We start from the raw sequence: 25,816 nt of genomic DNA, 5'->3' as shown, positions 1-25,816 counted from the left end.
ATGACATTGCCGGTAACTCCCAACGGGGAAACGCTGAACCTGACCAAGTCCTTCGAACTCGCCAAAGAGAGCGAGAAGCTGGTGGCGGGATTCACCCAGTCCATGATGAAAAAGCCGGAGCAGTTCGCTCCCGGTCATTTCCCGGTTTACATCGCCAGCGGCCAGGGCGCTATCGTCACTGACGTCGACGGCAATGAATACATCGATTTTATCTGCGGTCTGGCCGCCAACACGCTGGGACACAATCATCCCACTGTCGTCAGCGCCATCAGCGAAAACCTGTCCAAGGGCTTGATTCACTCTCTGCCGACCCCGGTGGAAGTCAAAGCGGCGCAAACCCTGACCGACATCATTCCCGGCGCGGAAATGGCGCGCTTCTTCAAGACCGGCGCTGACGCCAACTCCGCCGCCGTGCGGCTGGCCCGCCACATCACCGGTAAAGAAGAAATCATCACCGTCGGCTACAACGGCTGGCACGATCAGTACATGTTCGACACCCCCGGCGTGCCGGAAGTCATTCGTCAGTACACCCACCGCATGCCGCTGTTCACGCCTATGGACGAACAACCGGTGCTGGACCTGATCGCCGAGCGCGGCGACAAGCTGGCGGCGGTATTGCTGTCGGTTCCTTACAACCGCGTGCTGACTGGCGAGTTCCTGCGCCAGGTGCGCAAAGCCTGTAATGACAAAGGCGTGTTGCTGGTGATGGACGAAGTGGTCACCGGTTTCCGTCTCGCTCTGGGCGGCGCGCAGGAATACTTCGACGTCTCCGCCGATCTGGTCACTCTGTCGAAAGGCATCGCCGCCGGCATGCCGCTGTCTGCGGTGGTTGGTTCCGCCAAGCACATGAAGCGCATGGAAGAGCTGCAGGTATCCACCACCTTCGGTGGGGAAATGCTGTCCCTGGAAGTGTGCGACGCCGTCTTGAATGAGTATCGTCGTTCGGATTTCGTCGGCCGCATCGCCGCACTGGGCGTACGCCTGAAAGAAGGCGTCAATAAAGTCTCCGCAGCGCTGGGAACGCCGCTGCAGGTGGTGGGCTATGATCCTATCCCCATGTTCCTGTTCTCCAAGAATCCCGTGGAGCACGTGAAGCTCGCCGAGCCTTTCCTGGCGGAAATGGCGAAGCGCGGCGTCCTGCTGCGTCGCGAAGTCAACTTCATCTGCGGCGTGCATACGGAAGAGCAGATCGACTTCGCCATCAACGCGGTGGAAGCCTCACTGCAAGCCATGCTGGACGCAGGCCTGTTCGCCAAGGCGGAAGAGGGAGCTGCGGCTCAATGATCTGCTGCATGAAACACGCCGGGGCGGCGTCCTGGCTGCATAAGCTGATGCTGTCCCAGGCCTCCCGTCCTGCGCCGCTCGCCGCACAAGCGGCGGGATCGGAGGGGTCAACGCATGGCGAAACCTTCAACGGGCTGGCGGCGGAACCCCGCGCCCGTGACGGCGGCCCGCAATCCGGTGAGGGTGCGCGCACACTGATCAAAGGCGGTTTTCTGTACGCCGGCGATGACGCCAATACAGTGATCGAAAACAGTTGGGTGCTGGTGGTGGGCGATCGCATCGCCGCCATCGGTTCCACCGAGCAGCCGGCGCCGGAGTGCGATCAGGTCATCGACGCCGCCGGCAAGCTGGTGCTGCCAGGGCTGATCAATCCGCACTGGCACGAAAGTTTCGTGGCGCCTAATTTCGAGCGCCCGGACGATGCCGGTCTGGAACCGACGCCCTATTCCAATGGCGGCGATATTGAAGCATTAGGCTCCATGTTCGCCTTCATCTCCACCGTGGGACAGAAGCTGACCCATGCGGAAGGCGTCGCCATCGCACGCTGGAGCATGTGGACGCAGCTGCGCTCTGGAACCACGGCGCTGGGCGACGTGGGTTCCGCCAACACCGCCGACGCCATGGCGCAGGCGGCGCTGGATCTGGGCATGCGCATCCGCGTCAGTCGTTGGGGATCGGACATCATGATCCCCAACGGAGCCAAAGAGTTTCGCCGCATCGCCGATACCCAGGCGCAGGCGGACGACTGGGCGGCGTTGATGGAAACCTGGAACGACCACGCTTCAGGTCTAATCGGCGGCATGCCTTCCGTCATGGGCGCTTTCGGCAGTTCCGACGAACAGTTGATCGCCCTGCGCGATATCGCCGACCGTTATCAGGCGCCCTACGCCACCCATCTGGCGCCGCTGCGTAATGAAACCGCCGCCGTACAAGCGGTGTTCGGCCGCACGCCTGTGGGTCGCTTCGACGCCTTGGGCATGCTCACCGATCGCCTGCTGGCGGTGCATACCGCCTACGCCAGCGAAGATGAGTATCGACGTCTGCTGGAAACCGGCGTCAATATCTGCCACTCCCCCGCCCATTACGGCATGCTGGGCGAAGCCACCGTCAGCGAAACCGGCCAGATCGGACGCTTCATCAAGGACGGCGGACATGTGTCCTGCAGCACAGACGGCGATATCTCCTATATCGGCGGCATGCCGGAAGCCATGCGCGCCGCGCATCTGGGCCACAACGAAGCGCAGAATTGCAATACCGCCTGCCCGCCGACCCTGGCGCTGCGCATGGCCACCCTGAATGGCGCCCGCGCCCTGGGCTGGCGCGATCGCATTGGCTCCATCGAGGTCGGCAAGCAGGCGGATCTGGTGGTCATCGGTATCGACGACTGGCGCTATCGCCTCGGCAATCACCCCCTGCGCACCTTCCTGGTGGCGGGCGGCAGCCGGGATGTGGAGGCCGTCATGGTGGCCGGCCGCATCGTGGTGCAGGACGGCCGCAGCGCCCTGTTCGACGAAGCCGAACTGCTGACGGATTACCGTCTGGCGGTAGCGTCGGCGCGTGCGCGCATACAACGCAAATAAACAGGATGTTTAACGCAACATGACAGAGAAGGAAACCGCTATGGCTACGTCCCCAATGACTGCGCCCACCATGAATGGAAGAAGCCTTTTTCTACTCCTGGCCAGCACCATGACGGTGATGGCCGGCGCCACCCTGGCCCCGGCGCTGCCAGGTATGGAGGCCGCCTTTGCGCAAGAGGAAAACGCGGAGTTCTGGGTCAAAATGATCCTGTCCGCGCCCGGCCTGTTAATCGCCTGCTGCGCTCCCATGGTGGGCTGGCTGCTGGATCACTGGAAGAAAAAACAGGTGCTGATTCTGGCGCTCTGTCTGTATGGCGTTTCCGGCGTGTCCGGTTATTTCCTGCATGACTCGCTGATCGCCATTTTGCTGGGACGCATCGCCCTGGGCGTAGCGGTGGCGGGCGTCATGGTCGCCTGCACCACGCTGGCCGGAGATTATTTCGCCGGTCCCCATCTGGCGCGATATATGGGCGTGCAAGCGGCATTCGGCGGTTTCGGCGGCGTTCTGTTTCTGGGCATGGCCGGTCTGTTAGCGGATATCGACTGGACGGCGCCGTTCCTGATCTATCTGTTCGCATTTATCGTGCTGCCCGGCGCCATGTTGTTCCTGGACGAACCGGAGCGCAAAGAGATTCCCGGCGGCGACCCGGGCGGCGCGGCGCCCACGCCTCTCGGCGGCCCCCTGGCCTTGTGCTACGCCCTGGCGGCGTTTGAAGTATTAGCGCTGTATATGGCGCCACTGCATTACCCGTTCTACGTGGCCCAGTTCGGCGTGACCGACGGCTCTGAAATCGGCTTCGCCATCGCCGGCATGCTGCTGCTCACGGCGACGGTGTCCTTGTATTACCGTAAATTCGGCGGCCTGTTCCCGTTCCCGGTATTGCATGGCGCCGGCTGGCTATTGATCGCCATCGGATGGGGCCTGCTAGGCTTCGCCCCCAGTTACGGCGTCGCTCTGGCGGGCATGGCGGTGGCGGGCGTCGGCTTCGGGATGATTCGTCCGAACCTGATCGTCTGGCTGTTCTCCTACACGCCGCCGATGCTGCGCGGCCGCATTATTGGCGGCGTCACCACCTGTTTCTTTATCGGTCAGTTCCTGTGTCCGTTGTTAACCCAGCCGTTGATCGATCATTACGGTATTTCCGCCACTTTCGCCGTCGCCGGAGGCGTCTCTCTGGCGCTGGCGGCGCTGTTGCTGGCGGCGAGTATGAAAGCGGCGCCGGCGCCGTCTGCAGCTAAACCCTGATCGCTCGCGGAGAGACAGACGGTTCGCCGCACTCTCCGTTACAAGTCAACCACTTCTATTTGCTAAGAGTTCCACCAGAGCGGAGAGTCATCTCCGCTAAGGAGGTGGAATGCCCTCTTCACCCCCCACACCCCTAACACCTCGCTCCCATCATCGCGCTTTCAATTTGATCCGCCTGCTCATGCGTAATCATGTGCAAATAAGAAAGGTGTTGATTATTTGAACACAAACGATAATGATTATCATTTTACAAGCATTCTATTCTATCGTAGAGTGTGCTCCGATAACGGCAAGAGTCCGGTTAAATTTTCGCCGGAGATGATAAACCCCCTTTCGTTTCCCGGGCCGCGCCCACAGTTGCGTTGACCGTCCTTATTCTTGCCGAAGGAATCCACCCTGATTGCGACAGCATGCTGGAAGCAGGTGACTATGGCAGATAACAACTCCTCCCCGACCAAGAAATTCGCACTACTGGCTATCAGCGCCGCGCTGGCTCTGGGCTTTACCGCGCTGGCCATGCAGAAACCTGCAACGCCCGAGACGGCGCAAACGGAGTCCGCAGCGCCTGCGGAACAACCCACCGCCGCCGCGACTAAAGATATTACCGACGCCGCTGGCCGCCGCGTCAGCGTGCCGGTGGAGCCCAAGCGCGTACTGGCCCTGGGCGAATTCGATATGGACGCCATGCTGGCGTTGGGCATGAAGCCGGTGGGAGTGACCGATGGCCGCGGTCAACAGACGCCGCCTAACTATTTGAAAGACCTCAGCGCTGACGTCGAGTCCATCGGACGCCTGGCGCAACCCAGCATCGACAAAGTAATCGCCGCGCAGCCGGATCTGATTCTGACCGGCACCATTCAGGACGAAAAGCTGATTTCCCAGCTCCAGCAGATCGCTCCCACCGTGATCACCTCCGCGTCTTCAGAAAACTGGCGCGACATGTTCAAACGCATCGCCGTGGCCTTGAGCAAAGAGAGCGAAGCGGAAAAGTTTCTAGCTAAATACGATGAAAAAGCGGCTAAAATTCGCGAAAACCTGGGAAATCCGGAAAATGTGTCCGTCAGCGTCGTGCGCTGGAGCCCCAAAGGCCCCACTTATATGCTGCGTGACGTATTCATCAGCCAGATCATTGCGGATGTCGGCCTGTCCCGTCCTCCCGCGCAACAGGAAAGCGGCATTCACTCCGCGCCTCTGAGCCTGGAAGCCCTGCATGAAATCGATGGCGACTGGATCTTCGTCGGCACCCTCAGCCCGGTAGGCGACGCGGCGGATACCTTTGCGGAAATTCGCGACAACGCCGCCTTCAAACAGCTGTCCGGCGTCAACAAAGGACATCTGGTGTTGATCGACGGCTCTTTGTGGACCAGCGTCGGCGGACCTCTGGCCGCCATGGCGGCGCTGGACGACATTGAGCAGGCCATGCTGGGCAAACAAGGGTAGTCGAGGTTAAAGGAGTATTGATGTCGCAGGCGCTTCGCCCGGCTGTCAGCCGTCGTAACTGGGCGTCCGTCGCCATGTTGATGCTGGCGCTGTCTGGCGTCGTATTAACCTCCATGCTGGTGGGGTCCGGGCAACTGGACGCCGCCCACAGTCTCGCCTACCTGCTGTCTCCGGCGGACAACGCCGACGCCTATGTCAGCATGGTGATGACGGAGCTGCGCCTGCCCCGCACCCTCGCCGGCGTCATCATCGGCGTGGCGCTGGGCGTCGCCGGCAGTCTGCTGCAGAACGTCACCCGCAATCCTCTGGCCGAGCCCGGCCTGCTGGGCATCAACGCCGGCGCCGCGCTGGGCGTGGTGATCGGCATCAGTTTCTTTCACGCCAGCAGCTCCTATTCCATGCTGATCTGGGCCATTTCCGGCGCGCTGGTCGGCAATGGCGCCGTCATGCTGGCGGCTCAAGTAGGCGCGGCCAGCATGACGCCATTGCGTCTGGTGCTGGCGGGCGTGGCCATTAACGCCGCGTTCCAGGGATTCACTTCCCTGCTGCTGCATGACCACATCGCCGCCTTTGATCAATACCGTTACTGGATTCTGGGCTCCTTGTCCGGCATCACCATGGAGGCGGTCAGCCAGATCGCTCCCGCGGTGCTGGCGGCGCTGGCCCTGGCGGCGGCGCTGACGCGACCGCTTTCCGCACTGACTTTGGGGGATGACTCCGCCAAGGCTCTGGGGCACAACCCAAATCTGATTCGCGCCCTGTTGTCCCTCAGCATCACCCTGCTGAGCGCCGCAGCGGTGGCTCTGGCCGGCCCAATCGTTCTGCTGGGACTGATCGCCGCTTACATCGCCCGGGCGCTGGCCGGACACCATCTGCGCAACCAGTTGCTGTATTCCGCCGTCGCCGGCGCGTTTCTGCTGCTGTCCACGGACATTCTGGCGCGGGTAATCAATCGTCCCTTCGAAGCCCCGGTCAGCGCCGTGGTCGCCTTTATCGGCGTCCCAATCATTATTCGCATCGTCCATTCCAATCGCATGTTCAGTTAGGCCTGGAGGTATCCGCGATGAGCCGTATGTCGCCCTCTGTCGAGCAGGCCGCCCCATCTCTCGGGCTTCCTGACGCCGCATCCTTCCTCCCGGCCGGTAGCCGGGTGGTCCGAATCGGCTCCCTTTCCATGACCTTCAACCTGCATGACTTGATAAGCGCTCTGCTTATCCTGCTGGTGATACTGTTGGCGGTTTGCGCGTCCCTGATGCTGGGCTCCACGCACCTGTCTCTGTCCCAGGTGTGGCAGGCCATATTGGGAGAAGGCAGTCCCGCCCACCAGCTGCTGACCATGCAGATCCGTCTGCCCCGCATCGCCGCCGGGCTGGTGGTAGGCGCTTGTCTGGGCGCCGCCGGCTGTCTGTTGCAGGGACTCGCCCGCAACCGCCTGGCCACGCCGGATATTCTCGGCGTACATCAAGGCGCTACCTTGGCGGTAGTCATCGCCATGCTGGCGGGCGCTGGCGGCGTGCTGGACTCCTGGTGGGCGGCGATTATCGGCGCCTCCGCCACGCTGTTGGGCGTGTTGGCCTTCAGCGGCCGCTTCGGCTCCAACGGTTACCGTATTCTGGTGATTGGTCTGGGACTGACCTACCTGCTGCGCGCCATGACGGAAGTGCTGGTGACCTACCTGCCTCTGCATGAAGCCAGCGCCATGTACACCTGGAGCATCGGCACGCTGCTGGGCAGAGATTACGCCATCGCCGCTCCCGCGTTTTTCGGTCTCTGCCTGTTGCTGCCGGTTGCGGTAGTGCTGGCGCGACAACTGACCTTATTGCAGTTCGGCGAAGACACCGCGGCTTCCCTGGGTTTGAATCCCGAGCGTCTGAAGATCGCCGTCGTATTGACCGTGGCGGTGCTGACCGCACTGTCAGTGACTGTATCCGGCCCTATCAACTTCATAGCGCTGATGGCGCCGGTGACCGCCAGCTTTCTGGCGCGCCCGGATCAAACGCCAGTGTTGCGCTCCACCTTGCTGGGGGCCCTGTTCGTGATCGTGGCGGACACCATTGGGCGCATTTACAGCGACGTGGAGACGCCCATGGGCGTCATCGCCACCATGATGGGCGGGCCGTTCCTGCTGGCTGTCATCCTGTTTCAACCCCAATCCAGGCAAGGTAATTGATTGATGTCCGAGCCAAGACTCGCTATTCAGAACGTTTCCCTCAGTTACGCGAACGGGCGCGGCGGTAAAACCGACGCGGCGCCAACGGTGAAAGAGGTCAGCCTGCAAGCCCGGCCGGGAGAATTGATGATCATCGTCGGCCCCAACGGGTGCGGTAAATCCACCCTGCTGCGCGCCGTGGCGCGTCTGCATCGACCGGATTCCGGCCGCATTCTTCTGGAAGGCGAAGACGTTTGGTCGCTCAGCAGAAAACAGGCGGCGACCCGATTAGCCCTGTTGCCGCAAACGCCTACCGCGCCTGAAGGCATCCGCGTGGCGGATCTGGTGCGACACGGTCGCCATCCCCATCAGGGCTTGTTCCGCCAGTGGACCAGCGCCGACGAAGACGCCGTGCGCCGCGCCCTGCTCGCCACCGACACCGCAGATCTCATGGACGCGCCTCTGGATCACCTTTCAGGCGGTCAGCGCCAGCGTTGCTGGCTGGCCATGGCGCTAGCTCAGGAAACCAATCTTTTACTGCTGGACGAGCCCATCAGCATGCTCGATCTGGGGCATCAGGTTGAAGTGCTGAATCTGGTGCGCGACCTTTCCGCCAAAGGCATCACCATCATGATGGTGCTACATGACCTCATCGCCGCCGCCCGCTACGCCGACACCCTCACCGCCATGCGCGAGGGCCGGGTGGTGGCGAGCGGCCCGCCCCGCGAGATACTGACCCGGGAAATGGTGCGCGAACTCTATAACGTCGACGCGCACATTCTGAGCGACCCTGACGGCAATCCGGTGGTTACTCCGGCGGTGGGCGGCGCGTTTTCTTCTCTGTCCCCCTCCAACAGCAAGGAGCAATCTTATGTCTGATTCCACTACACAGAGCGCCGGCGGGGATTTCGCCGGTAAAGTCGCCATCGTCACCGGCGCCGCGCAAGGCATTGGCGCCGCCGTCGTGGCGACACTGGCTGAACGCGGCGCCAAGGTCGCCGCTCTCGACGTGCAGGAAAAAGCCCTGCGCGACACCACTTCCACTCTCATCGCACGGGGTTTGCAGGTGCGCCCTTTCATCGTGGACATCAGCGACGCGGCGGCCATCGAAGCGGTGGTCGGCGATATCGAAGCCGGCCTGGGCGAAGTGGAGGTGTTGGTCAATGTGGCGGGTATTCTACGCCTGGCCTCCGCCACTGAACTGACTTCCGACGACTGGCTGGACACCTTCGCCGTCAACACCCATGGCGTATTTTTCCTGAGCCGCGCTGTCAGCCGCCTGATGAAGGAGCGTCGTCGCGGCGTCATCGTCACGGTCGGCTCCAACGCCGCCGCCATACCACGCACCAAAATGGCGGCCTATGCCGCGTCTAAAGCGGCGTCGACCCATTTCACCAAATGTCTGGGGCTGGAGCTGGCGGAGTACGGCGTGCGCTGCAATATTGTCTCGCCCGGCTCCACCGACACCGCCATGCAGCGCCAGTTCTGGACCGACGATCAGGCGCTGGAGGCCGTGCTGAACGGCTCTCTCGACTCCTATCGCACAGGCATTCCTCTCAAGCGCATCGCCACCCCGGAAGACATCGCCGAGGCGGTGGCCTTTCTCGCCTCGGACAAGGCTCGCCACATCACCATGCACAACCTCTGCATCGACGGCGGCGCGACTCTCGGCGTATAAAAAGCGCACTCTGCGAGCAAGGCGTACAGAAGCGCCTTGCTTCAGTTCTCCCCCTTATTCCAGTCTACGCCTTATTCCACATGGCCTAACTCAATTCGCCCATCCCACTTCCGAACTGACAGGGCTACAATGAAAGCGCTTTCAAAAATTAATCGGAAAGACGCCGAATCAGCCGCACAATAAAGCGCGCCGGTTCCGCCTCAAAGCAATTCAGGAGGATGGCCTTGAAGACACGCACACTGACTATCGGAGCGCTGGCTCTGGGCGCAAGCGCCCTGCTCGCGCCAGCCACGTTCGCCGCGGCCTACAACGCCGGCGTCGCCGCCGCAGGATTCAATACGGAACAGGCGCAAACCGGCGTGAACCTGCATCCCTACGCAGAGCTGCGTAACTTGCGCGATCCCGGAATCTTCACTCTGTATGTGGACGTCATGAAACAGGGACAGGAAAGCCCCGCACATAGCTTTCAATGCCGTACGCCGGAACTCGCCACCCGCGCCCAGTTCCGTTGCGACGGTGACTTTCAGGCCGATGAGCCGGGCGCCTACTTCGTTCGCGCCAGAGCGGGCAGCATTCACGCCGGAGATTACTTCAACGGAGACAGCCGCTATCCTGGTCAACAGGATTCAGCGCCTTTGTCCTTGGCTGAGCCTGAAGCGCCTGTGGCTGACCTGGTGATAGACGCCTTCGCCGATGCGTCCCGCTACGAAGGCCTGCACCAGAATCTGCTCGGCGGTTGGACCGACGACGACGGCAGTCTGCAAAGCGATCAGGTCAGTAACGGCGCACTCAGGTTGATATCCGGGGGCGGCGGCTACTGGTACAGCGTGCTCGCCACAGACACTTGCTTCGACGCCGCCCCCTATACACACCTCAAACTCACCCTGAGCGCCTCCCAACGCGCCGATCTGTCGCTCAGCCTGGATACCCGCGACGCCAGCTGCGCCACCCGCCAGGGAGCCTCACAGGCCGTTAACGTGACAGTGGAGCCCGGCGCTCAAGAAGTGTTGATCCCTCTGAAAGACTTCAAGCTATCCGACCTCAGCAAAGTCCATGCGCTGGTGGCGGATAACCTGCAGAGCGGCGTGGAATACGACATTGCGGACATCAGCCTGGTGTCACGCGACGATAACGATGACGGCGACGACAATGGCGATCCCGATCCGGGCGTCCCGCAGATCAACGACGAGTTCACCGCCAATCAGGGCCAATGGTATTCACGCCGGCAGCCCAACGGCGCCGTGGATTTTGGCGCCGCCGACGCCGCGGCGGGGGATAACGCCGCGTTGTCATTACTGTTCCCGGGTAATCCCGATCTGAACAGCGGCGACAATGCATCGCCGTACTACGCATCCGAAGTTGGCTATAACCAGAAAACCCATTACGGCCGCTACGAGACCCGGGTGAAATTCGCCTCCTGCAGCCCCGGCGAAGAGGCCGTCAACGGCATTTTCATCTACGACAATGACGGCACGGACAAGAACGGCAACGGACTGGCGGACAACACGGAAATCGATATCGAACTGTTGTGCGGCGAGCCTAACGTACTGTGGCTGACAACCTGGACTGACTACGGCGGCGATAGTGAAAACCAGTTCCGCAAGAAGAGCCGCGCCATCGACATGGCCACCGGCGCCTATCGCGAAACCCCGGCCGGCATGGAGGGCACTTACGAAACGGTTCCCGCAGGCGCTCTGCCCAATATCAAACTGGCGGACTTCCCCCGCGCCGATACCTATTACACCGTCGGTTTCGACTGGCATGCCGACCGTATCCGCTGGTACATCAAGCTGAATGGGAAAGAAGTGACATTGTGGGATATGCGCGATGCGGCGATGGTTCCACAGCGTCCGGCCATCTTCATGCTGAACCTGTGGCATTCGCCCTGGCACTGGTTTAACTATAGTCCCGCGGACTATCCTGCCGCCAATGCGGAGATGAAAGTGGATTATTACCGCTTTACGCCCTTCTGAGCCAAAAAGCGACGCCCCGGGGAGCTTTCCGCTCCGCGGGGCGTCTTGGTTGAGGTTGTAGTTATTATTTCTGTCGTACAAACACGATTAAAAGGGTTGGCGGTGAATACCCTGACTTACAAGCTTTCCCAGTCAAATATGTGCGGGGAGTTACTGCTGTCGGAACCGGCATTACGACCCAGCCAGTTCAGCTCCGTCGCACAGTCCGCATCGCTGGCGCGCACGGGACCATACCACAGACTGGAAATACAGGATTTATCGGCCAGCGCGGATACGGCGCCGCGCCAATCGGACAACTGCTGAAAACCAACAAAATCACCGGAGCCGGCAAAAGGATCAGACTGACTCCAAGCCGTTCCCACCACACCGGCGCTGGAACTGGATACAAAAGCGGAACTACGCGCTGAATCCGAAGGCGCAATGGAATAGGCGGTGAGGGACAGGCCGGCGGCGAATACCGACGCTAAAAACGCCGGAATATGAGCGGATGTTTTCTTTACAAGCGCACGTCTTTTTAGAATTCTAGAGCACTTCACTGTGTTCGCCCCCTATGCGGGATGAAAGAGAGAGATGAAAAAACTATCTCACCGCCTGCGCCACCAGGAACGCGACTGGCTATGAGATAGTTTCTACGTGGCGTTGATCCACGGAGCTACCATAGCGATTGTCTTTAGGGAAAACACTCGGTTAAAGGGTGTAGAGCAATGCGCCTAGCGCGGGGGAGAAAAGGCTTAACACTTGGATAATCCACCCGCCGAAAATCACGAATAAGCGCCCTTCGTTACAGAAAGGCAGCGCTTGGGCGGGCGCTCTTGTTTTAGCGCATCCCGTTGATTATATTTGCTTTTCGCGATCGGACAGGATAAGTCGGATCGCTATGGCCGTTATGCCTAGGCGTACGCTGGAGATCACCGGCGCCGGCGCCATCAACGGCCTGGATGACGCGAAGTCAGGATAGTGCGTCACGTCAAAAAAATGAAAAAAGACTACTCAATAGGATAAAGGGAACTTAGATGGAACGATCCTATGACTATGCGGATATTGGTGACGTCAGCCTGCGTTATCTGGCGGAGGGTTCGGGCAACGCCACCGTCATTTTCGAGTCTGACCTGGGCGGAGGCATTGACGCTTGGGAGCGAGTGCAGCCCCTGATCAGTCTCTTTACCCGCACACTTTCCTACGACCGCGCCGACCTGCAGGACACCGACGCCAGCCTCTCCTGCAGAAGCGCCGAAAACATGGTCGCCGACCTGCGCAAACTGCTCCAGGTCGCCGATATCAAGCCTCCCTACATCCTGGTCGGCCATTGCGCCGGCGCCGCCCATATCCGTTACTTCGCGCATAAATATCCCAATGAAGTCGTCGGTCAGGTATTCGTGGACGGTTACGACGACGCAGAAGCGGCGGACAATGCAGAGAGCCATAACGTTCTGGGCGCAACGGAAAGGGGGCGATCCATCCCCTTTCTCAATAACGCGCCAACCAGTATCCTTGTGGGCGACAATCCGCCAGAGACTTCGGCGCAAACGCCGGAACCGACTCATCGCGACCGCAGACAATGGATTGAAAGCCACCGCGAGTGGCTGCGGCATATGCCGCAAGCGCGATTCAGGGTAATCGCCAACGCCCGCCGTTATCTTCCGCTATCCCACCCGGACTTTGTGGTGGAGGAGATCAATCGGGTGCTGGCGGACGCCCGACGGGCGCTTTAAAGCGGTTGGGTAGATTGCAATGGTTCCCAGTGGATAATTTCTCACGCTGCTGTGCGAAACTTTCACGGACGCCGGGGGCCATCTGGAGAGACAATTCGCAGAACGCGTTCTCGCGAACGCCCCGATATCAAACAATAAACAGGAATGGAGTTTGTCATATGGAACAAGACACTATTGTACTGCTGAAAAAAGATTTACTGCGTATGCGTTGTCTGGCCGCCGCCAGATCGTTGGGCCTGAAGGACTGGTATCTTGCAGCAGGATTTCTGCGCAACGCCATCTGGGATCACCTGCACAAACTTCCTCAGGCCACCCCGCTGAATGATGTTGATCTGGTGTATTTCGACTCCGACGACACCTCCGAAGAACGCGATAAGGAAATCGAAGCCAAGCTGAGAAAAATGGTCCCCGGCGTGAAATGGGAAGTGAAAAACCAGGCCAGGATGCACTTGCATAATCAACATAATCCCTATCGCGATACCGCCGACGCTATCTCTCATTGGGTCGAAGTGCCGACCTGCGTGGGCGTCAGACTGGAGCATCTGGACAAGTTCAAGTTCACCGCCAAGTTCGGCCTGCTGGAGAATTGGTCCATGCAAGTGCGTCCGAATCCGGACGTGCGTTATGCAGAGGATATCTTCGTCTCCCGCGTGTACGGTAAACGCTGGCACCGTATCTGGCCGATGCTGCAAATTTCCGCCCTGCAATAGGCTCATTCTGCGCAGCGCCCTGGCCTAATTCCGCCAGGGCCCGCTATACTGAAGCGTCGCCCGGACACAACCATTTTCACGGCGCCGTCAAGAGGTAAGCTTCATGCGCAAAATGCTTTTGCTGATTTCCATTTTCGCTCTTTCTTTCAACGCTTACACCAAGGATGACAAAAAGCGCGATCTGCCGCCGGGATTACAGAAAAAAGTGGACCGGGGCGGCCAACTGCCTCCAGGCTGGCAAAAGAAGCTGCATAAGGGCGAGATCCTGGATCAGTCCGTTTATGACCACGGCGTGGTTTACCACGATGACGATGGCGTCGAAACAGTTTATGTGGAAGACAAGATCATCAAAATTATCAAGTCCACTCGGGAAATCATCGATATTCTGAATCACTGATCAAGCGAGCATGACCAGCGCCTGCATCACCGCGGCGCACAAGGTCAGATGACAGCGCATCTGCTGGTAATCCGCACGCCAGTAGTCTTCCAGAACGAATCGGTCCAGTCCGTAAAAGAACAGAAACGCCGCCGCCAGCGTCAATGAGCGCAGGCCGGGCGGCAGTCCCGGCGCCGTCCAGGCCACAATCAGACAGACAATACTGGCCCACAACAATCGCGATGGCGTTGCCGGCCCTTCTCCCCGCATACCGATCAACCAAACGCCGCCGGCCATGAACGCCAACAAAGCCATGCTGTAGTAGTCGAACATAGACCGCAACAGCGGGCCCTCCTCGCCGCCGAGAACGCAGGCCACGCCCAGAACCAGCAGCGGCGCGGCCCCCAGAATGGCGCTCATACGCACGTATTTTTCACTTTCCCCGGCGATCATGCCTCCCCCCCGTTGCCTCCAGACAGGCGAAACGTCGCCCTCCGCACCAGCTTTTACGCTCAAAAATCGGGGAAAGATCAGGGATTATTTTGCATGAAACGGAAGATATGCATTATGTTCAGTAGTGCAGGGCCATAAGCACTCATCGCCACAAAGGAAAGACCTATGTCCGCCAGTGATCCGTTGCAACTCGCCCGGGCAGGCAAACAAGGCAGTTACCCCGTGCGCACCCGTTACCGGCGTCAAGACGGAATTCCCGTCTATACCAATCACCTGATACTGGAAGGCTCGCCCTACCTGCTGCAGCACGCTCATAATCCCGTGAACTGGCGCGCCTGGAACGACGATACCTTCGCCTTAGCCAAAGCGGAGAACAAACCGATATTTCTCTCCATCGGTTACAGCACCTGCCATTGGTGCCATGTCATGGAGGAAGAGAGCTTCGATAATGAAGACGTGGCGCAAACCCTCAACCGCTACTTCATCCCCGTCAAAGTGGACCGGGAGCAGCGACCCGACCTGGATGAGATTTATATGACCGCCGTGCAAATCATCACCGGGCACGGCGGCTGGCCTATGTCGAGCTTTCTTACTCCTGAGGGAAGACCCTTCTTCGGCGGAACCTATTTTCCCCGCCCTCGTTTCATCAGCCTCCTGCAAAAAGTTCATGAACTGTGGGTGGATCAGCAGGAGAACCTGCTGGAACAGGGGCGTCGGCTGGCGGACGCCGTCAACGTTTATCTCAGGCCAAAGCCGATCTCGGAAAACCTGGCGGAAAATCTGATCGAAACGGCGGCGGAAAAGCTAATTGGTTATAGCGATCGCGAATGGGGCGGCTTCGGTAGCGAACCCAAGTTTCCTCAGGAGCCCAACCTTCTGTTCCTGCTCGACATCATTGAACGCGACTCCCGACCGCTGGACCGACAACCCGCCTGGAGCGTGGTAAAGAGCACACTGGACGCGCTACTCGCCGGCGGCGTTTACGATCAGGCGGGCGGCGGCTTTCATCGCTACGCAGTGGATCAACGCTGGCAGGTCCCTCACTTTGAGAAAATGCTCTACAACCAGGCGCAGCTGGCGCGCTGCTACGCCCGCGCCTATAACCTGAGCCGGGATCCTGAATATTTGAGGGTAAGCAGGGAAACCCTGGATTACGCTCTCAGAGAAATGCGTTCTCAGGAAGGCGTGTTTTATTCCGCCACGGACGCAGACAGCGAAGGCGAGGAAGGCAAGTACTTCGTATGGACCTACCAGGAACTGAGCCAGCTTCTCGACAAACCCGGTCTGGCTCTGGCCAAGCAGGTCTATGGCGTCACCCGGAAAGGCAATTTTGAAGGCGCCAATATTCTGCATCTACCCTGTTCTTTGCAGGAGAGCGCTGGAACACTGGGTCTGACTTACGAGGAGTTACTGCAGCAACTGGCGGACCTGAAAGCGACCCTATTACAGGCTCGAAGCCAGCGCGTTCCACCTCTGCGCGATGACAAAGTGATAACGGAATGGAACGGTATGATGATCGCCGCGCTGGCTGAAACCGCCGTCATCACGGGCATCAGCGCTTACGGAGACGCGGCGGTCATCGCCGCGAACCAATTATGGCGCAGTCAGCGTGGGGAAGACGGCCTGTTCCACCGCATCAGTCTGGATAATCTCCCCAGCGACGACGCGTTGCTGGAAGATTATGTGCATTACATGGAAGGACTGTTGCAGTTGTATGACTACACCCATGACCACCTTTGGCTGGAGCGAATGGAAGCTTTGGCGACCACGTTGGAAGAGCAGTTTCTGGACGCCGAACAAGGCGGATTTTTCATCACCCCAAAGAATGCGCAAGGCCCGCTGCTAGTACGCAGCAAACACTGCGGCGACAACGCCACGGTCAGCGGCAATTCGCAGTTGGCGTCGGTGTTGGCGGCGCTGCGTCTGCGCACTGGCGACCTCAACGTACAGCGCATGGCGGAGAACCAGATCGCCGCTTTTACCGGGCAAATCAACCGCCATCCATTATCAGCGCCAGTGTTTCTGAAAGGGCTGAACGAATGGCTGGCGCCGAATCCTGTCAATCTGCAATACGCCGCGTCCGGCCAAATGTGGGCCGCGGTCGCTGTGAAAGAATACAAAGAGGACCACTTGCTGGAAGTGCAACTGGATATACACATGAGCGAGGGGTGGCGCATTCAAAGCCACAACTGCCCCACCCCTGACGGCCACCGCACGCAAGTGGAATTGCTGTCGCACACTGATCACGACCTGCTGGACATACGGTATCCCCCAGCAAACGTATGGACGGATCACAATGAAAGCAATGCCTTGGAAGTCTATGACGATCACTGTTGCATTGAGCTGACTTTACGTCGCTCCACACTTTCACCGGTGCGTCTGGCTCTGCATTTCCAGACATGTAACGAACAGGTTTGCCATCGCCCGCACACGCTTAACTTCAGCCTTTGGTGAAGCGCCCGGTGAAAAGACGCAGGCATCTTGGCCGATTGCGCCTGCTGGCGACTGCATCTAGTCTTAGCCAAAAGCGTTACCGGCTCTATGCAACCGCTTAAGGTTGATGTTTAGTCCGGCGACTTGCTTAACCCGATCAACGTTTTCCCGATCAACCTTAACGGAAGGAAGAGACGGTGACTGACTCCCATCCGATTATTCACGCATTTCAACTGGACGGCGGCGGCAGCGCAACGCCCATCCCCGTAGAAGAAGCCGCCGAGGCGGCGCAGGACAAATCCCGCCTGACCTGGTTACACATCAATGTGTTGAATCCCGGCGCGCTTAATTTATTGGAAAATCAACTCGGCCTGGACTGGCTCATCGCCGAGGCGCTGATGGCCGACGAAACCCGTCCTCGGATGATGGAGCTGAATGAAGGAGTATTGATCATTCTGCGCGGCGTCAACCTGAACCAGGGAGCGGAGCCGGAAGACATGGTGTCGCTGCGGGCCTGGATCACCGAATACGGCGTCATCAGCGCCGGGCGGCGGCAATTGAAGGCGACGGCGGACATAATCGAAAAGCTGGAGCAGAACATGGGCCCCTGCGGCGCCGGCGAGTGGCTCACGGAAATGTGCGTCGAGCTTTATGATCACATGCAAAGCGCTGTCACCACACTGAACGAAACCACTGACGATCTGGAAGATCGGGTATTGGTGTCTCAGGACGAGTCCATTCGTGAATCCATCATTTCCACCCGCAAGCGAGCAATCGTGTTTCGTCGCTATATCTCACCGCAACGGGATGTGATCGCCCGTCTGCAAACGTCGGAGCTGCCCTGGATCAGCGCTAACGACAAGCGCAGACTAACGGAGGTAATGGACTGGCTGACCCGTTATGTGGAGGATCTGGACGCTATCCGCGAGCGTTCTCAGGTGATCAAAGACGAGTTGGCGGCGGCCATGAACGACCGCCTGAACCGCCACCTGTATCTGCTCTCCATAGTCGCCGCAGTATCCCTGCCGCTGGGCCTGCTCACCGGCCTGTTCGGCATTAATATCGGCGGCATGCCAGGCGTAGATGACGGCAATGCGTTCTGGCTGTTCTCGGTTCTGTTGGTCGCTCTACTGGTGCTGGAAATCGTCTATCTGCGCAAGAAAGGCTGGATTTAACCGACAGATCGCGCATGTTCGATGACTTTTTGCGCCAGTTTCGGCAACAAAGGCAGCGGCAGATCATGCCCCCAACCGGGAATCATCTCTAACTTCGCGTGGGCGATGCTTTGCTTCAGCATCTGCCCATTCTTGGGTTTCATCAAAGGATCCGCCGAGCCATGCAAAATCAGTGTTGGCATGGTGATGTCCCGCGCCAGCTTCTCCAGACTGCCTGTGGCGAGGATCGCCCGCATCTGCCGGACAATGCCTTTGGGTCGATAGCTGCGCTGATAATCTCTGGCGATGCGCTGCAGAATGCGCTCTTTGGGTGTAGGGAAGGACGGACTTTGCACCGTCTCCCAGAACGCTACGCCGCGTCTCAACGCGGCCTCCTGATGATGTCCGCGAACACCGCCGCCGTTGATGCGCCATAGCGTTCCCAGATCCGGCATCGGTTGCTTGGGGCTGTTGTTGGAGGTCATCATCAAAGTCAGGGACTTGATCCGCTGCGGCTGTCGCGCTGCGACAATCTGCGAAATCATTCCCCCCATAGAGACGCCCACCAGATGCGCGCGCTCTATATTCAAGGCGTCAAGCAATGCAATGGCGTCGTCCGCCATATCGTACAACGTATAGGAAGCCGTGACCGGCAAGCCCAGCTTGGAGCGCACAAAGTCTACTGGCACCGGCGCCCGATGGGGGCAATCAATTTCCGAGGAGTGGCCGATATCCCGATTATCGAGCCGGATCAGGCGAAAGCCCGCCTCCACCAATGGCTCCAGAAATTCCGGCGGCCAGGCCGTCATCTGACAGGCGAGCCCCATGATGAGCAACACCGGCTCGCCATCTGGGTCGCCCAGTTCTTCGTAACAAATCTGAATGGAGTTTACCTTGAGGTACTGCTCCCGGGGGTGGTAATACGCGTGGGTCATGGTCCGTACAATCTTAAAGCCGCTGTCTCAGCCTTCATTAAAGGTCAACCAATCATATACGGGAAGTTAAGGGTAATTGATTAACTTTCCAAGTTTTAACGCAAAAAACCGCGCAAAATGCGCGGTTTTTTGCCGTTTCTGCGGCGAACAATCAGGCTGATTTTTTACGAATGCGCTCCAGTACCGCGTCGGCCTCGGTTCTGGGACCAATGCCCGCTTTCCGCAACTTATCCTCCAGACCATCGTCGTTCAGCCCATCATCCAACTGCTCCATAGCGCGCTTCATATCATCGAAGCGCTCCTGACGGTCTCTAATGCGCTGCAGGGAATCCTGCATATCGCTGATACGCGACCCCATGGAATTGGCGCGAACGGTCAGGGAGGCCGTCGCCTGCTGCGTACTCTGTGTGGCTTGCACCATGCGCAGCTCACGTCGATAGTTCTGGATGCTCTGGGCTGCGGATTGCAGACTCAGGCGTAACTTTCTCTCATGCTCTCCCAGCTTTTCCGACGCCTTGCGCTCATCCGCAAGCGTTTTTTCCTGATCGGCAATCACAGTAGCCAGATCCTGAGCCAAGTCCTCCAATCCTTTTTCCAGCGCCTGACCGGCTTGTGTTTCCTTTTCCGCCACATATCTGGCGCGACGGGCGATACCCCGCTCCAGTCGCATTTTTTCCGCCATCACCCGGGCCAGATCGTGCTTGGCCTGCCCCATGGCGCATTCGCATTCGTAGATTTCCTGTTCAAAGATGCGGATAGCGTTTGCGTCCACCACCCGCTCAGCGCTCTCACGTGTTGCGCCGCGTACGGCGGTCATCATTTTTTGCATGTAGTACATATAAAGCACCTCGTGATTCATAGGTCGTCCTTGGCGGACGGGTTGCGGCCTGCTTTCATCCGGTTACTCTGCATAGTCCCGCAGCATTTGGTTGGTTCTGGCTTCATTGATCTTGTGAATAAGGCGATGAGATTCATGTTCATCACGCATGGTTTTAGACAGCGTGATAGTCGAGCTGATGAGAAACAGCGTACTGATGCTGAAATAACCTTTGATAAGCAAATCCACCGGCATGAAAAAGATGCCGGCGGCCACCGCAGCCAGCGCGATGACGAAAGAAGACTTCACGTAAAACAACCAACCTTTGGAGTTACTCTGGATTTCTGCAACTGTCATGAGTTGTCCCTCTGTATGATCCGATGTCCCGCTCACTCTGCTGTCGCCCCTGCTATTTTTGAATCTAAATCTGAATGGGTGCTGAATGACCGCCTCCAAGTATCGCCATTCGATACCTTAATTGAAAATGCACGCTTCTGATTCAGATATCACACCCTCATCCACTCAAATGTTGACACCGAATATTTTGCAAACCTAAAATGTTTACACTTAAAACATAAACAAGGATCACCTCCATGCGCCCCCTTTACCATGCCGTGGCCTTCTCTCTGGCGACGCTGATCTATGGCGTTGCGCCTGTGGCCGCCGCAGACGAGCCTGTCGTGCATACGGAAACCGTTCGTCTGGAAGCCTATTCCCTCCCCATAGAAACCAGCGGCGTCCTCGCCAATCAATCGGAACAAACGCTGTCCTTTAAAACGTCGGGAATCGTTGCGGACATCGCAGTGAAAGAAGGTCAGCGAATGCGCGCCGGGGACCTGATCGCTATCCTCGACAGAGAGGAAATCGCCGCGGAAGTGGCGCAGGCTGAAGCTTACCGTGACGACGCCCGCCGCAATCTGGAGCGATTCAATAAGTTGTACGGCAGCAAGGTCGCACCGCTGGAGCAGGTGCAGTCCGCCGAAACCGCATTGCGGGTGGCGAGCGCCCGTCTCAAAGTCGCACAATTCAATTTCAAACATTCTGAAATCGTCGCCCCTAGCGATGGCGTTGTACTGCGCCGCCTGATTGAGCCCAACGAACTGGTCAGCGCGCAACGTCCTGCATTCGTCTTCGCACAAGAAAATGCCGGATGGGTTATTCGCGTTGGCGTCAGCGACAAAGAAATTGTGCGCCTGAGAGAAGGGGACAAGGCGGAGGTGCGCTTGGACGCATATCCCGGTCAGGCTCTGAGTGGGGACGTTTACGAAATCGCAGCGAAAGCCAGTCCCGGCAGCGGCGTTTTTGAAGTGGAAGTACGTCTGCACCCCCATGACGCACGCCTGTTATCAGGCATGGTCGCGCGCGTGACGCTGACGCCCAAAGCGGAGGTGCAACTGGTCATGATTCCGCTCAGCGCCATCATCAGCGCCGGCGGTAAAAATGCCGAGGTTTTCGTACTGGACGCCAATAACCGCGCGCATCGCCGCCGTATCGTATTGCGTGACTTTTCCGCGTCCCATGTCGCTGTGGCTCATGGACTGAAGGCAGGGGAAACCCTGGTCACTCGCGGCGCCACCGGTCTGGTGGAAGGTATGCTGGCGACGCCTGTCGCGCTGGCTTCCAATCCCTGACTTATCTAATCGGAGTACCCCGCCATGCGCCTGCCGGAATTAGCGATCCGTAATCACGCCTTCGCCTGGGTCGCCGTTTTACTGCTGCTCGGCCTCGGATTGGTTTCCTTTCTCACCATGCCGCGTTCGGAAGATCCACAATTCGACTTCCCCACCACGCTCACCACCGTTCTGTACCCCGGCGCAACGCCTGTGGACATGGAACGCCTGGTGGTCGATCCCATTGAGGACGCCATCAACGAATTGGAGGATCTGAAGTCGGTTTACACCGAGATCGAAGACGGTCTGGTGCTGGTGCGAACGGAATTTCTATACGGCAGCGATCCAGAAGATAAGTTTGAGGATGTCGTCGGAGCCATTCAAAGTATTCGCAGCGAGTTACCCCCTGATCTTGCTCGTCTGAACACGGAGAAATTGTCGCCGGCGGATGTGAATATTCTGCAGATCGCTCTGGTTTCCGGTTCCGCCTCCACCAAAGAGTTCAAATACTACGCGGAGCGTTTGGAAACCCGGCTGGAGAGAGTCGCCGGCGTCAAACGCGTCGACGTCAAAGGGCTGGCGAATCTGGAAGTGCAGGTGAAAGCGGACTGGGTATTGCTGCGACGTCATGGCGTGTCACTGGACGAACTGGCGGAAGTGGTGCGCAGAGCGGCGCAAAATCTGCCCGGGGGATACGTCAACGGCGACGACCGCCGTTTCAACGTTCGCACCAGCGGCGATTATAAAGACATTGAAACGCTCGCCCGCACCGTCGTACGTACTCGCGACGGCCATGCGGTCTACATCGGCGACTTGGCGGATATCCGCCTGCAAGACGGCGCGCCCACCTACCGCGCTCGCTATCAAGGCGAGCCCGCTGTCTTTATCACAGTGGTTCAACGCAAGGGCAGCAATATCTTCGATGTCATGGCGGGAGTGAAAGGCGCCCTCGCCGCCTTCTCTGCGGAGCTGCCGGAGACCTTCCAGACGCATCTCGCCCATGATCAGAGTGTGAGTGTCAACGAACGGGTCGACGGCTTCTTCGAAAATCTTTGGCAGGGCCTATTGTTGGTCGCCGTTGTAGTACTGACGTCCCTAGGCGCGCGCGCCGCTTTCGTCATCGTGCTGGCGATCCCTTTTTCCATCCTCATCGGATTGGGATGGCTGGACCTGACCGGTTTTGGCTTACAGCAGATGTCCATCGTCGGACTAGTAATCGCTCTAGGCTTGCTGGTGGACAACGCCATTGTGGTCACGGAAAACGTGGAACGCTATCTGCGCCAAGGCGACAGTCGGGAAGACGCCGCCATTAAAGGGACCTCACAAGTTGGCTGGGCGGTAGTGAGCGGCACCGTCACCACCGTGCTGGCGTTCCTGCCGATCCTGTTACTGCAGAGCGGCTCCGGCACTTTTATTCGCTCAATGCCGGTCACCGTCATCCTGACACTGGCCGCCTCCCTGCTGATCGCCCTTACCATTACGCCGCTTCTGGCCAGTCGCTTTCTAAAAAGCGGCGTAACGTCCTCCGCACCGGGCTGGCTATTGCGCTCACTGACAACCTTCGCAGACGGCCCCTATACTCGCGGTCTGACATGGAGTCTGCGCCGGCCATGGCTGGTGCTGCTGATTTCCGTCCTGTTTCTGGCGGGAGCCATGTCTCTGTTCGGTCATGTGGGAGTGAGCCTGTTTCCCAAGGCGGAGAAATCAATGATTCTGGTAAACGTGGAAACGCCGGAAGGCTCCACCTTTGAATCCACCCGTAAAGCGGCCCAGGAAGTAGAGCAAAACCTGATGGCGCAACCCGGGGTCATCGCCGTCGCCACCAATATCGGCAAGAGCAATCCTCGGGTTTACTACAACACCATGGACAGCAAACAGCAGCCCAATTACGCGCAGTTACTGGTGCAACTGACTCCACGGCCATACCAGGAGATTGAGCAGTGGGTGAGCGAGCAACGTGAACACTACAAGTCGTTCGCTGACGCTCAGGTGCGCTTCAAGGAGTTTCATCAGGGGCCGCCCGTGCAGGCGCCCATCACCATCCGCGTCACCGGAGACAATATTGAGCGTCTGCGGCAGGCGGCACAGGATGTCAGCGACATCATCGCCAACGCAGATGGAGCCATTAACGTGGACGCCCCTATCAGTCGCCATAAGGTAGATCTTCGCGTCAACATCAACCGCGACAAGGCGGCGTTTCATCACGTCAGTCTGGACGCCATCGACCGCACCGTGCGCGGCGGTCTGGTGGGGTTGAATGTCGGATCACTGCGGGATGACGATGGGGAGGATTACCCGATTATCGTCACCGCCCGAGAACGCGCAGAGCCGGAGCTGGACCAGTTTCAGCGCATGATGGTCGCCAATGCGGAAGGCGTGCTGACGCCGCTTATCCAGGTCGCGGATGTTGAGCTGGAAACCGCCGTCCCCAAGTTCCAACACTATAACCTGGAGCGCATGGCGATGGTGACCGCTGACGTCAAACCCGGGTATCAGACAGAGGCCGTCACCAACGCAATTGTAGACAAACTGGACGCCTATTCCTGGCCTCAGGGCGTCCACTATACCGTGGGCGGCGAGCAGGAAAACCGCAAAGAGTCATTCGGCGGCATGGCGAAGGCTTTGCTGGTGGCGATTATCGGCATCTTCGCCGTACTGGTGATGCAGTTCCGCTCTTTCTCGCAACCATTGATCATTTTCGCCGCCCTGCCCTTCGCCATTATCGGGGCGATACTCGGCCTCTACTTAACGGGCAATACCTTCTCGTTCACCGCCTTTGTTGGACTCACTTCACTGGTGGGCATTGTCGTCAACAATTCCATTATTCTGGTGGATTACGCCAACCAGATTCGCACGGAAGGCGTCGAAGTCAGCGAGGCGATGACGCAGTCCGCCCGAACCCGCTTGATTCCAATCCTATTGACGTCGCTGACCACGATTGGAGGTCTTCTCCCTCTAACCCTCACCGGATCATCGATGTGGGCGCCTATGGGCTGGACGATTATTGGCGGCCTCACCACCTCAACATTGCTGACGTTATTTGTGGCGCCGGTTCTTTATCGCCTGTTTGAGGGTTCAGGTAGACAGGTAAAAAGAGCAAACGACGCACAGAATAACCAACGGGATGGAGAGGCAATGACTACTTACTCAACCACTCAGTGATGGGCATGGGGTAACCGAAGGCGAACCCCTGGATCAGATCGAAATTCATGCGCTGGCATACCACGGCCTCCTCTTTGGAGCCGACGCCTTCCGCCAGCGCCTTCACTCCCATCTTGTGCACCATAGACACCAACAGCTCCAATAACTCCTGACGCTGAGGCGATTTGTGAATATTGCGAATCAGCGCGATATCAAACTTCACTACATCCGGCGGGGCTTCCGCCAATTCCACCAAACGCGCCTGCCCAGCGCCGAAATCGTCATAGGCCAAACCAATTCCCATGGTGCGGATTTCTTTGGCGAGGGCCTGAATCACCATAAAATTAGTGACCGCCTGCTCATGGATCTCCAATACCAGCTCTACATTCGGGTGCGTCTTGCGCACATGCTCCAGCGTGGCCAGCAAACGTGGACCATCCAGTAACTCTTGCGGGTGGGTGTTCACGAACAACGGCAGTCTCAGTTTATGATCAGCCGCATCTTTGATGCCAATCACTCGGAACAGTTCGCTGAGCTCCACCGCCAAATCAACGCTCTCTGCAATGGTGAACAGCGGCCCCGGACTGGGCAACAGATTCGGATGCGCGCCTCTCCCCAACAGCTCGTAGGCGACCGCCTTACCTTTGATGTCGACGATGGGCTGAAAGACGGCGTTCACCAGTGTTTGAGCAATCAGCTCCTTCAGATCTCTCGCTCCCAAAGGAATACGCTGCGACAGATCGCCTTGCATCACCATGGTGGAATAGGTGGACTCCGTAGGCGTAGGCGGACGGTCTTCTTCATCCACCACGCGCGCCTCGATATGGGCGAAGTGGATAACATCTCCGCTACAAACCGGGGTCACTTGATTAATACGGCAGTGATTGACGAAAGTGCCGTTGGTGGAGGACAAATCGCGGACGAACAACTGCCCTCCCTCTTGATGGAACTCTGCGTGCTGCCGGGATACGTCGGTGGCGTCTATGGTGAAACTGACGTTGTCACTGCGACCGACAACAAACGGAAACTCCCTGACCGGTAGACGCTTTAATTGATTACCCTGGCCTGAATAACATTCCAGATACCAACGTGTCACCGGTGTTTACCTCACAAACAACAGGCTTC

General features: G+C 58.6%; 22 protein-coding genes. 16 read left to right on the top strand and 6 right to left on the bottom strand.

Annotation, left to right across the window (positions count from 1 at the left end; genetic code table 11):
• The 9 genes from O5O45_RS27785 to O5O45_RS27745 all read left to right on the top strand — a co-directional run bounded on the left by O5O45_RS27785 (nt 1) and on the right by O5O45_RS27745 (nt 11,350).
• A complete protein-coding gene (locus O5O45_RS27785) occupies nt 1-1,284 on the top strand; it encodes an aminotransferase class III-fold pyridoxal phosphate-dependent enzyme (RefSeq protein WP_305902554.1) in 1,284 nt (427 codons plus the stop codon).
• 8 nt (nt 1,285-1,292) lie between these two features.
• Nucleotides 1,293-2,864, top strand: coding sequence for an amidohydrolase family protein (locus O5O45_RS27780; RefSeq protein ID WP_305902553.1), 1,572 nt, complete (start codon nt 1,293-1,295; stop codon nt 2,862-2,864).
• Nucleotides 2,865-2,904: 40 nt separating this feature from the next.
• A complete protein-coding gene (locus tag O5O45_RS27775) occupies nt 2,905-4,110 on the top strand; it encodes an MFS transporter (protein WP_305902552.1) in 1,206 nt (401 codons plus the stop codon).
• A gap of 429 nt (nt 4,111-4,539) precedes the next feature.
• Entirely contained in the window at nt 4,540-5,550 is a 1,011-nt protein-coding gene (locus tag O5O45_RS27770; RefSeq protein WP_305902551.1) for an ABC transporter substrate-binding protein, read from the top strand.
• Between the two features lie 20 nt (nt 5,551-5,570).
• Nucleotides 5,571-6,596 (top strand): FecCD family ABC transporter permease, encoded by a 1,026-nt coding sequence (locus tag O5O45_RS27765; RefSeq protein WP_305902550.1) that lies wholly within the window; start codon nt 5,571-5,573, stop codon nt 6,594-6,596.
• A gap of 17 nt (nt 6,597-6,613) precedes the next feature.
• Complete coding sequence (locus O5O45_RS27760; RefSeq protein WP_305902549.1) at nt 6,614-7,720, top strand: FecCD family ABC transporter permease; 1,107 nt, start codon at nt 6,614-6,616, stop codon at nt 7,718-7,720.
• Nucleotides 7,721-7,723: 3 nt separating this feature from the next.
• Complete coding sequence (locus O5O45_RS27755; protein ID WP_305902548.1) at nt 7,724-8,578, top strand: ABC transporter ATP-binding protein; 855 nt, start codon at nt 7,724-7,726, stop codon at nt 8,576-8,578.
• Nucleotides 8,571-9,377, top strand: a complete 807-nt coding sequence (locus O5O45_RS27750; RefSeq protein WP_305902547.1) for a 2,3-dihydro-2,3-dihydroxybenzoate dehydrogenase — start codon at nt 8,571-8,573, stop codon at nt 9,375-9,377. Before O5O45_RS27755 ends, O5O45_RS27750 begins: the two co-directional genes overlap by 8 nt.
• Before the next feature lie 224 nt (nt 9,378-9,601).
• Nucleotides 9,602-11,350, top strand: coding sequence for a glycoside hydrolase family 16 protein (locus tag O5O45_RS27745; RefSeq protein ID WP_305902546.1), 1,749 nt, complete (start codon nt 9,602-9,604; stop codon nt 11,348-11,350).
• Nucleotides 11,351-11,466: 116 nt separating this feature from the next.
• Here the strand turns inward: O5O45_RS27745 and O5O45_RS27740 are convergent, their stop codons facing one another.
• On the bottom strand, nt 11,467-11,886 hold the full coding sequence (locus O5O45_RS27740) for a hypothetical protein (RefSeq protein WP_305902545.1): 420 nt from the start codon (nt 11,884-11,886) through the stop codon (nt 11,467-11,469).
• Nucleotides 11,887-12,363: 477 nt separating this feature from the next.
• On the opposite strand from O5O45_RS27740, the gene O5O45_RS27735 reads away from it, so the two are divergent.
• The 3 genes from O5O45_RS27735 to O5O45_RS27725 all read left to right on the top strand — a co-directional run bounded on the left by O5O45_RS27735 (nt 12,364) and on the right by O5O45_RS27725 (nt 14,169).
• Entirely contained in the window at nt 12,364-13,062 is a 699-nt protein-coding gene (locus O5O45_RS27735; RefSeq protein ID WP_305902544.1) for an alpha/beta fold hydrolase, read from the top strand.
• Between the two features lie 158 nt (nt 13,063-13,220).
• Nucleotides 13,221-13,772: a nucleotidyltransferase family protein gene (locus O5O45_RS27730; RefSeq protein WP_305902543.1), complete on the top strand. Its 552-nt coding sequence runs from the start codon at nt 13,221-13,223 to the stop codon at nt 13,770-13,772.
• Between the two features lie 103 nt (nt 13,773-13,875).
• Nucleotides 13,876-14,169: a hypothetical protein gene (locus O5O45_RS27725; protein WP_305902542.1), complete on the top strand. Its 294-nt coding sequence runs from the start codon at nt 13,876-13,878 to the stop codon at nt 14,167-14,169.
• Here the strand turns inward: O5O45_RS27725 and O5O45_RS27720 are convergent, their stop codons facing one another.
• Entirely contained in the window at nt 14,170-14,601 is a 432-nt protein-coding gene (locus tag O5O45_RS27720; protein WP_305902541.1) for a DUF3429 domain-containing protein, read from the bottom strand. It abuts the gene before it with no gap.
• Between the two features lie 165 nt (nt 14,602-14,766).
• On the opposite strand from O5O45_RS27720, the gene O5O45_RS27715 reads away from it, so the two are divergent.
• Together O5O45_RS27715 and O5O45_RS27710 are read left to right on the top strand one after the other, a co-directional pair.
• Nucleotides 14,767-17,055: a thioredoxin domain-containing protein gene (locus O5O45_RS27715; RefSeq protein WP_305902540.1), complete on the top strand. Its 2,289-nt coding sequence runs from the start codon at nt 14,767-14,769 to the stop codon at nt 17,053-17,055.
• 176 nt (nt 17,056-17,231) lie between these two features.
• Nucleotides 17,232-18,209, top strand: a complete 978-nt coding sequence (locus O5O45_RS27710) for a zinc transporter ZntB (protein ID WP_305902539.1) — start codon at nt 17,232-17,234, stop codon at nt 18,207-18,209.
• Here the strand turns inward: O5O45_RS27710 and O5O45_RS27705 are convergent.
• The 3 genes from O5O45_RS27705 to O5O45_RS27695 form a co-directional block, all read right to left on the bottom strand.
• Nucleotides 18,206-19,123: an alpha/beta fold hydrolase gene (locus O5O45_RS27705; protein ID WP_305902538.1), complete on the bottom strand. Its 918-nt coding sequence runs from the start codon at nt 19,121-19,123 to the stop codon at nt 18,206-18,208. The genes O5O45_RS27710 and O5O45_RS27705 overlap by 4 nt on opposite strands.
• Before the next feature lie 151 nt (nt 19,124-19,274).
• A complete protein-coding gene (locus O5O45_RS27700; protein WP_305902537.1) occupies nt 19,275-19,982 on the bottom strand; it encodes a PspA/IM30 family protein in 708 nt (235 codons plus the stop codon).
• 42 nt (nt 19,983-20,024) lie between these two features.
• On the bottom strand, nt 20,025-20,297 hold the full coding sequence (locus O5O45_RS27695) for a YiaA/YiaB family inner membrane protein (RefSeq protein ID WP_305902536.1): 273 nt from the start codon (nt 20,295-20,297) through the stop codon (nt 20,025-20,027).
• Nucleotides 20,298-20,533: 236 nt separating this feature from the next.
• Between O5O45_RS27695 and O5O45_RS27690 the strand changes: the two genes are divergently transcribed.
• The gene (locus tag O5O45_RS27690; protein ID WP_305902535.1) at nt 20,534-21,571 is read left to right on the top strand and encodes an efflux RND transporter periplasmic adaptor subunit; all 1,038 of its coding nucleotides are present in this window, start codon (nt 20,534-20,536) and stop codon (nt 21,569-21,571) included.
• A gap of 24 nt (nt 21,572-21,595) precedes the next feature.
• Nucleotides 21,596-24,712 (top strand): efflux RND transporter permease subunit, encoded by a 3,117-nt coding sequence (locus O5O45_RS27685; RefSeq protein ID WP_305902534.1) that lies wholly within the window; start codon nt 21,596-21,598, stop codon nt 24,710-24,712.
• On the opposite strand, the gene O5O45_RS27680 is transcribed toward O5O45_RS27685, so the two are convergent.
• Nucleotides 24,690-25,787: an EAL domain-containing protein gene (locus O5O45_RS27680; RefSeq protein WP_305902533.1), complete on the bottom strand. Its 1,098-nt coding sequence runs from the start codon at nt 25,785-25,787 to the stop codon at nt 24,690-24,692. The genes O5O45_RS27685 and O5O45_RS27680 overlap by 23 nt on opposite strands.
• Between the last annotated feature and the right edge of the window lie 29 nt (nt 25,788-25,816).

Source organism: Hahella sp. HNIBRBA332, assembly GCF_030719035.1.
GTDB lineage: Bacteria > Pseudomonadota > Gammaproteobacteria > Pseudomonadales > Oleiphilaceae > Hahella.
This window is presented reverse-complemented; position numbering and strand designations above follow the sequence as displayed.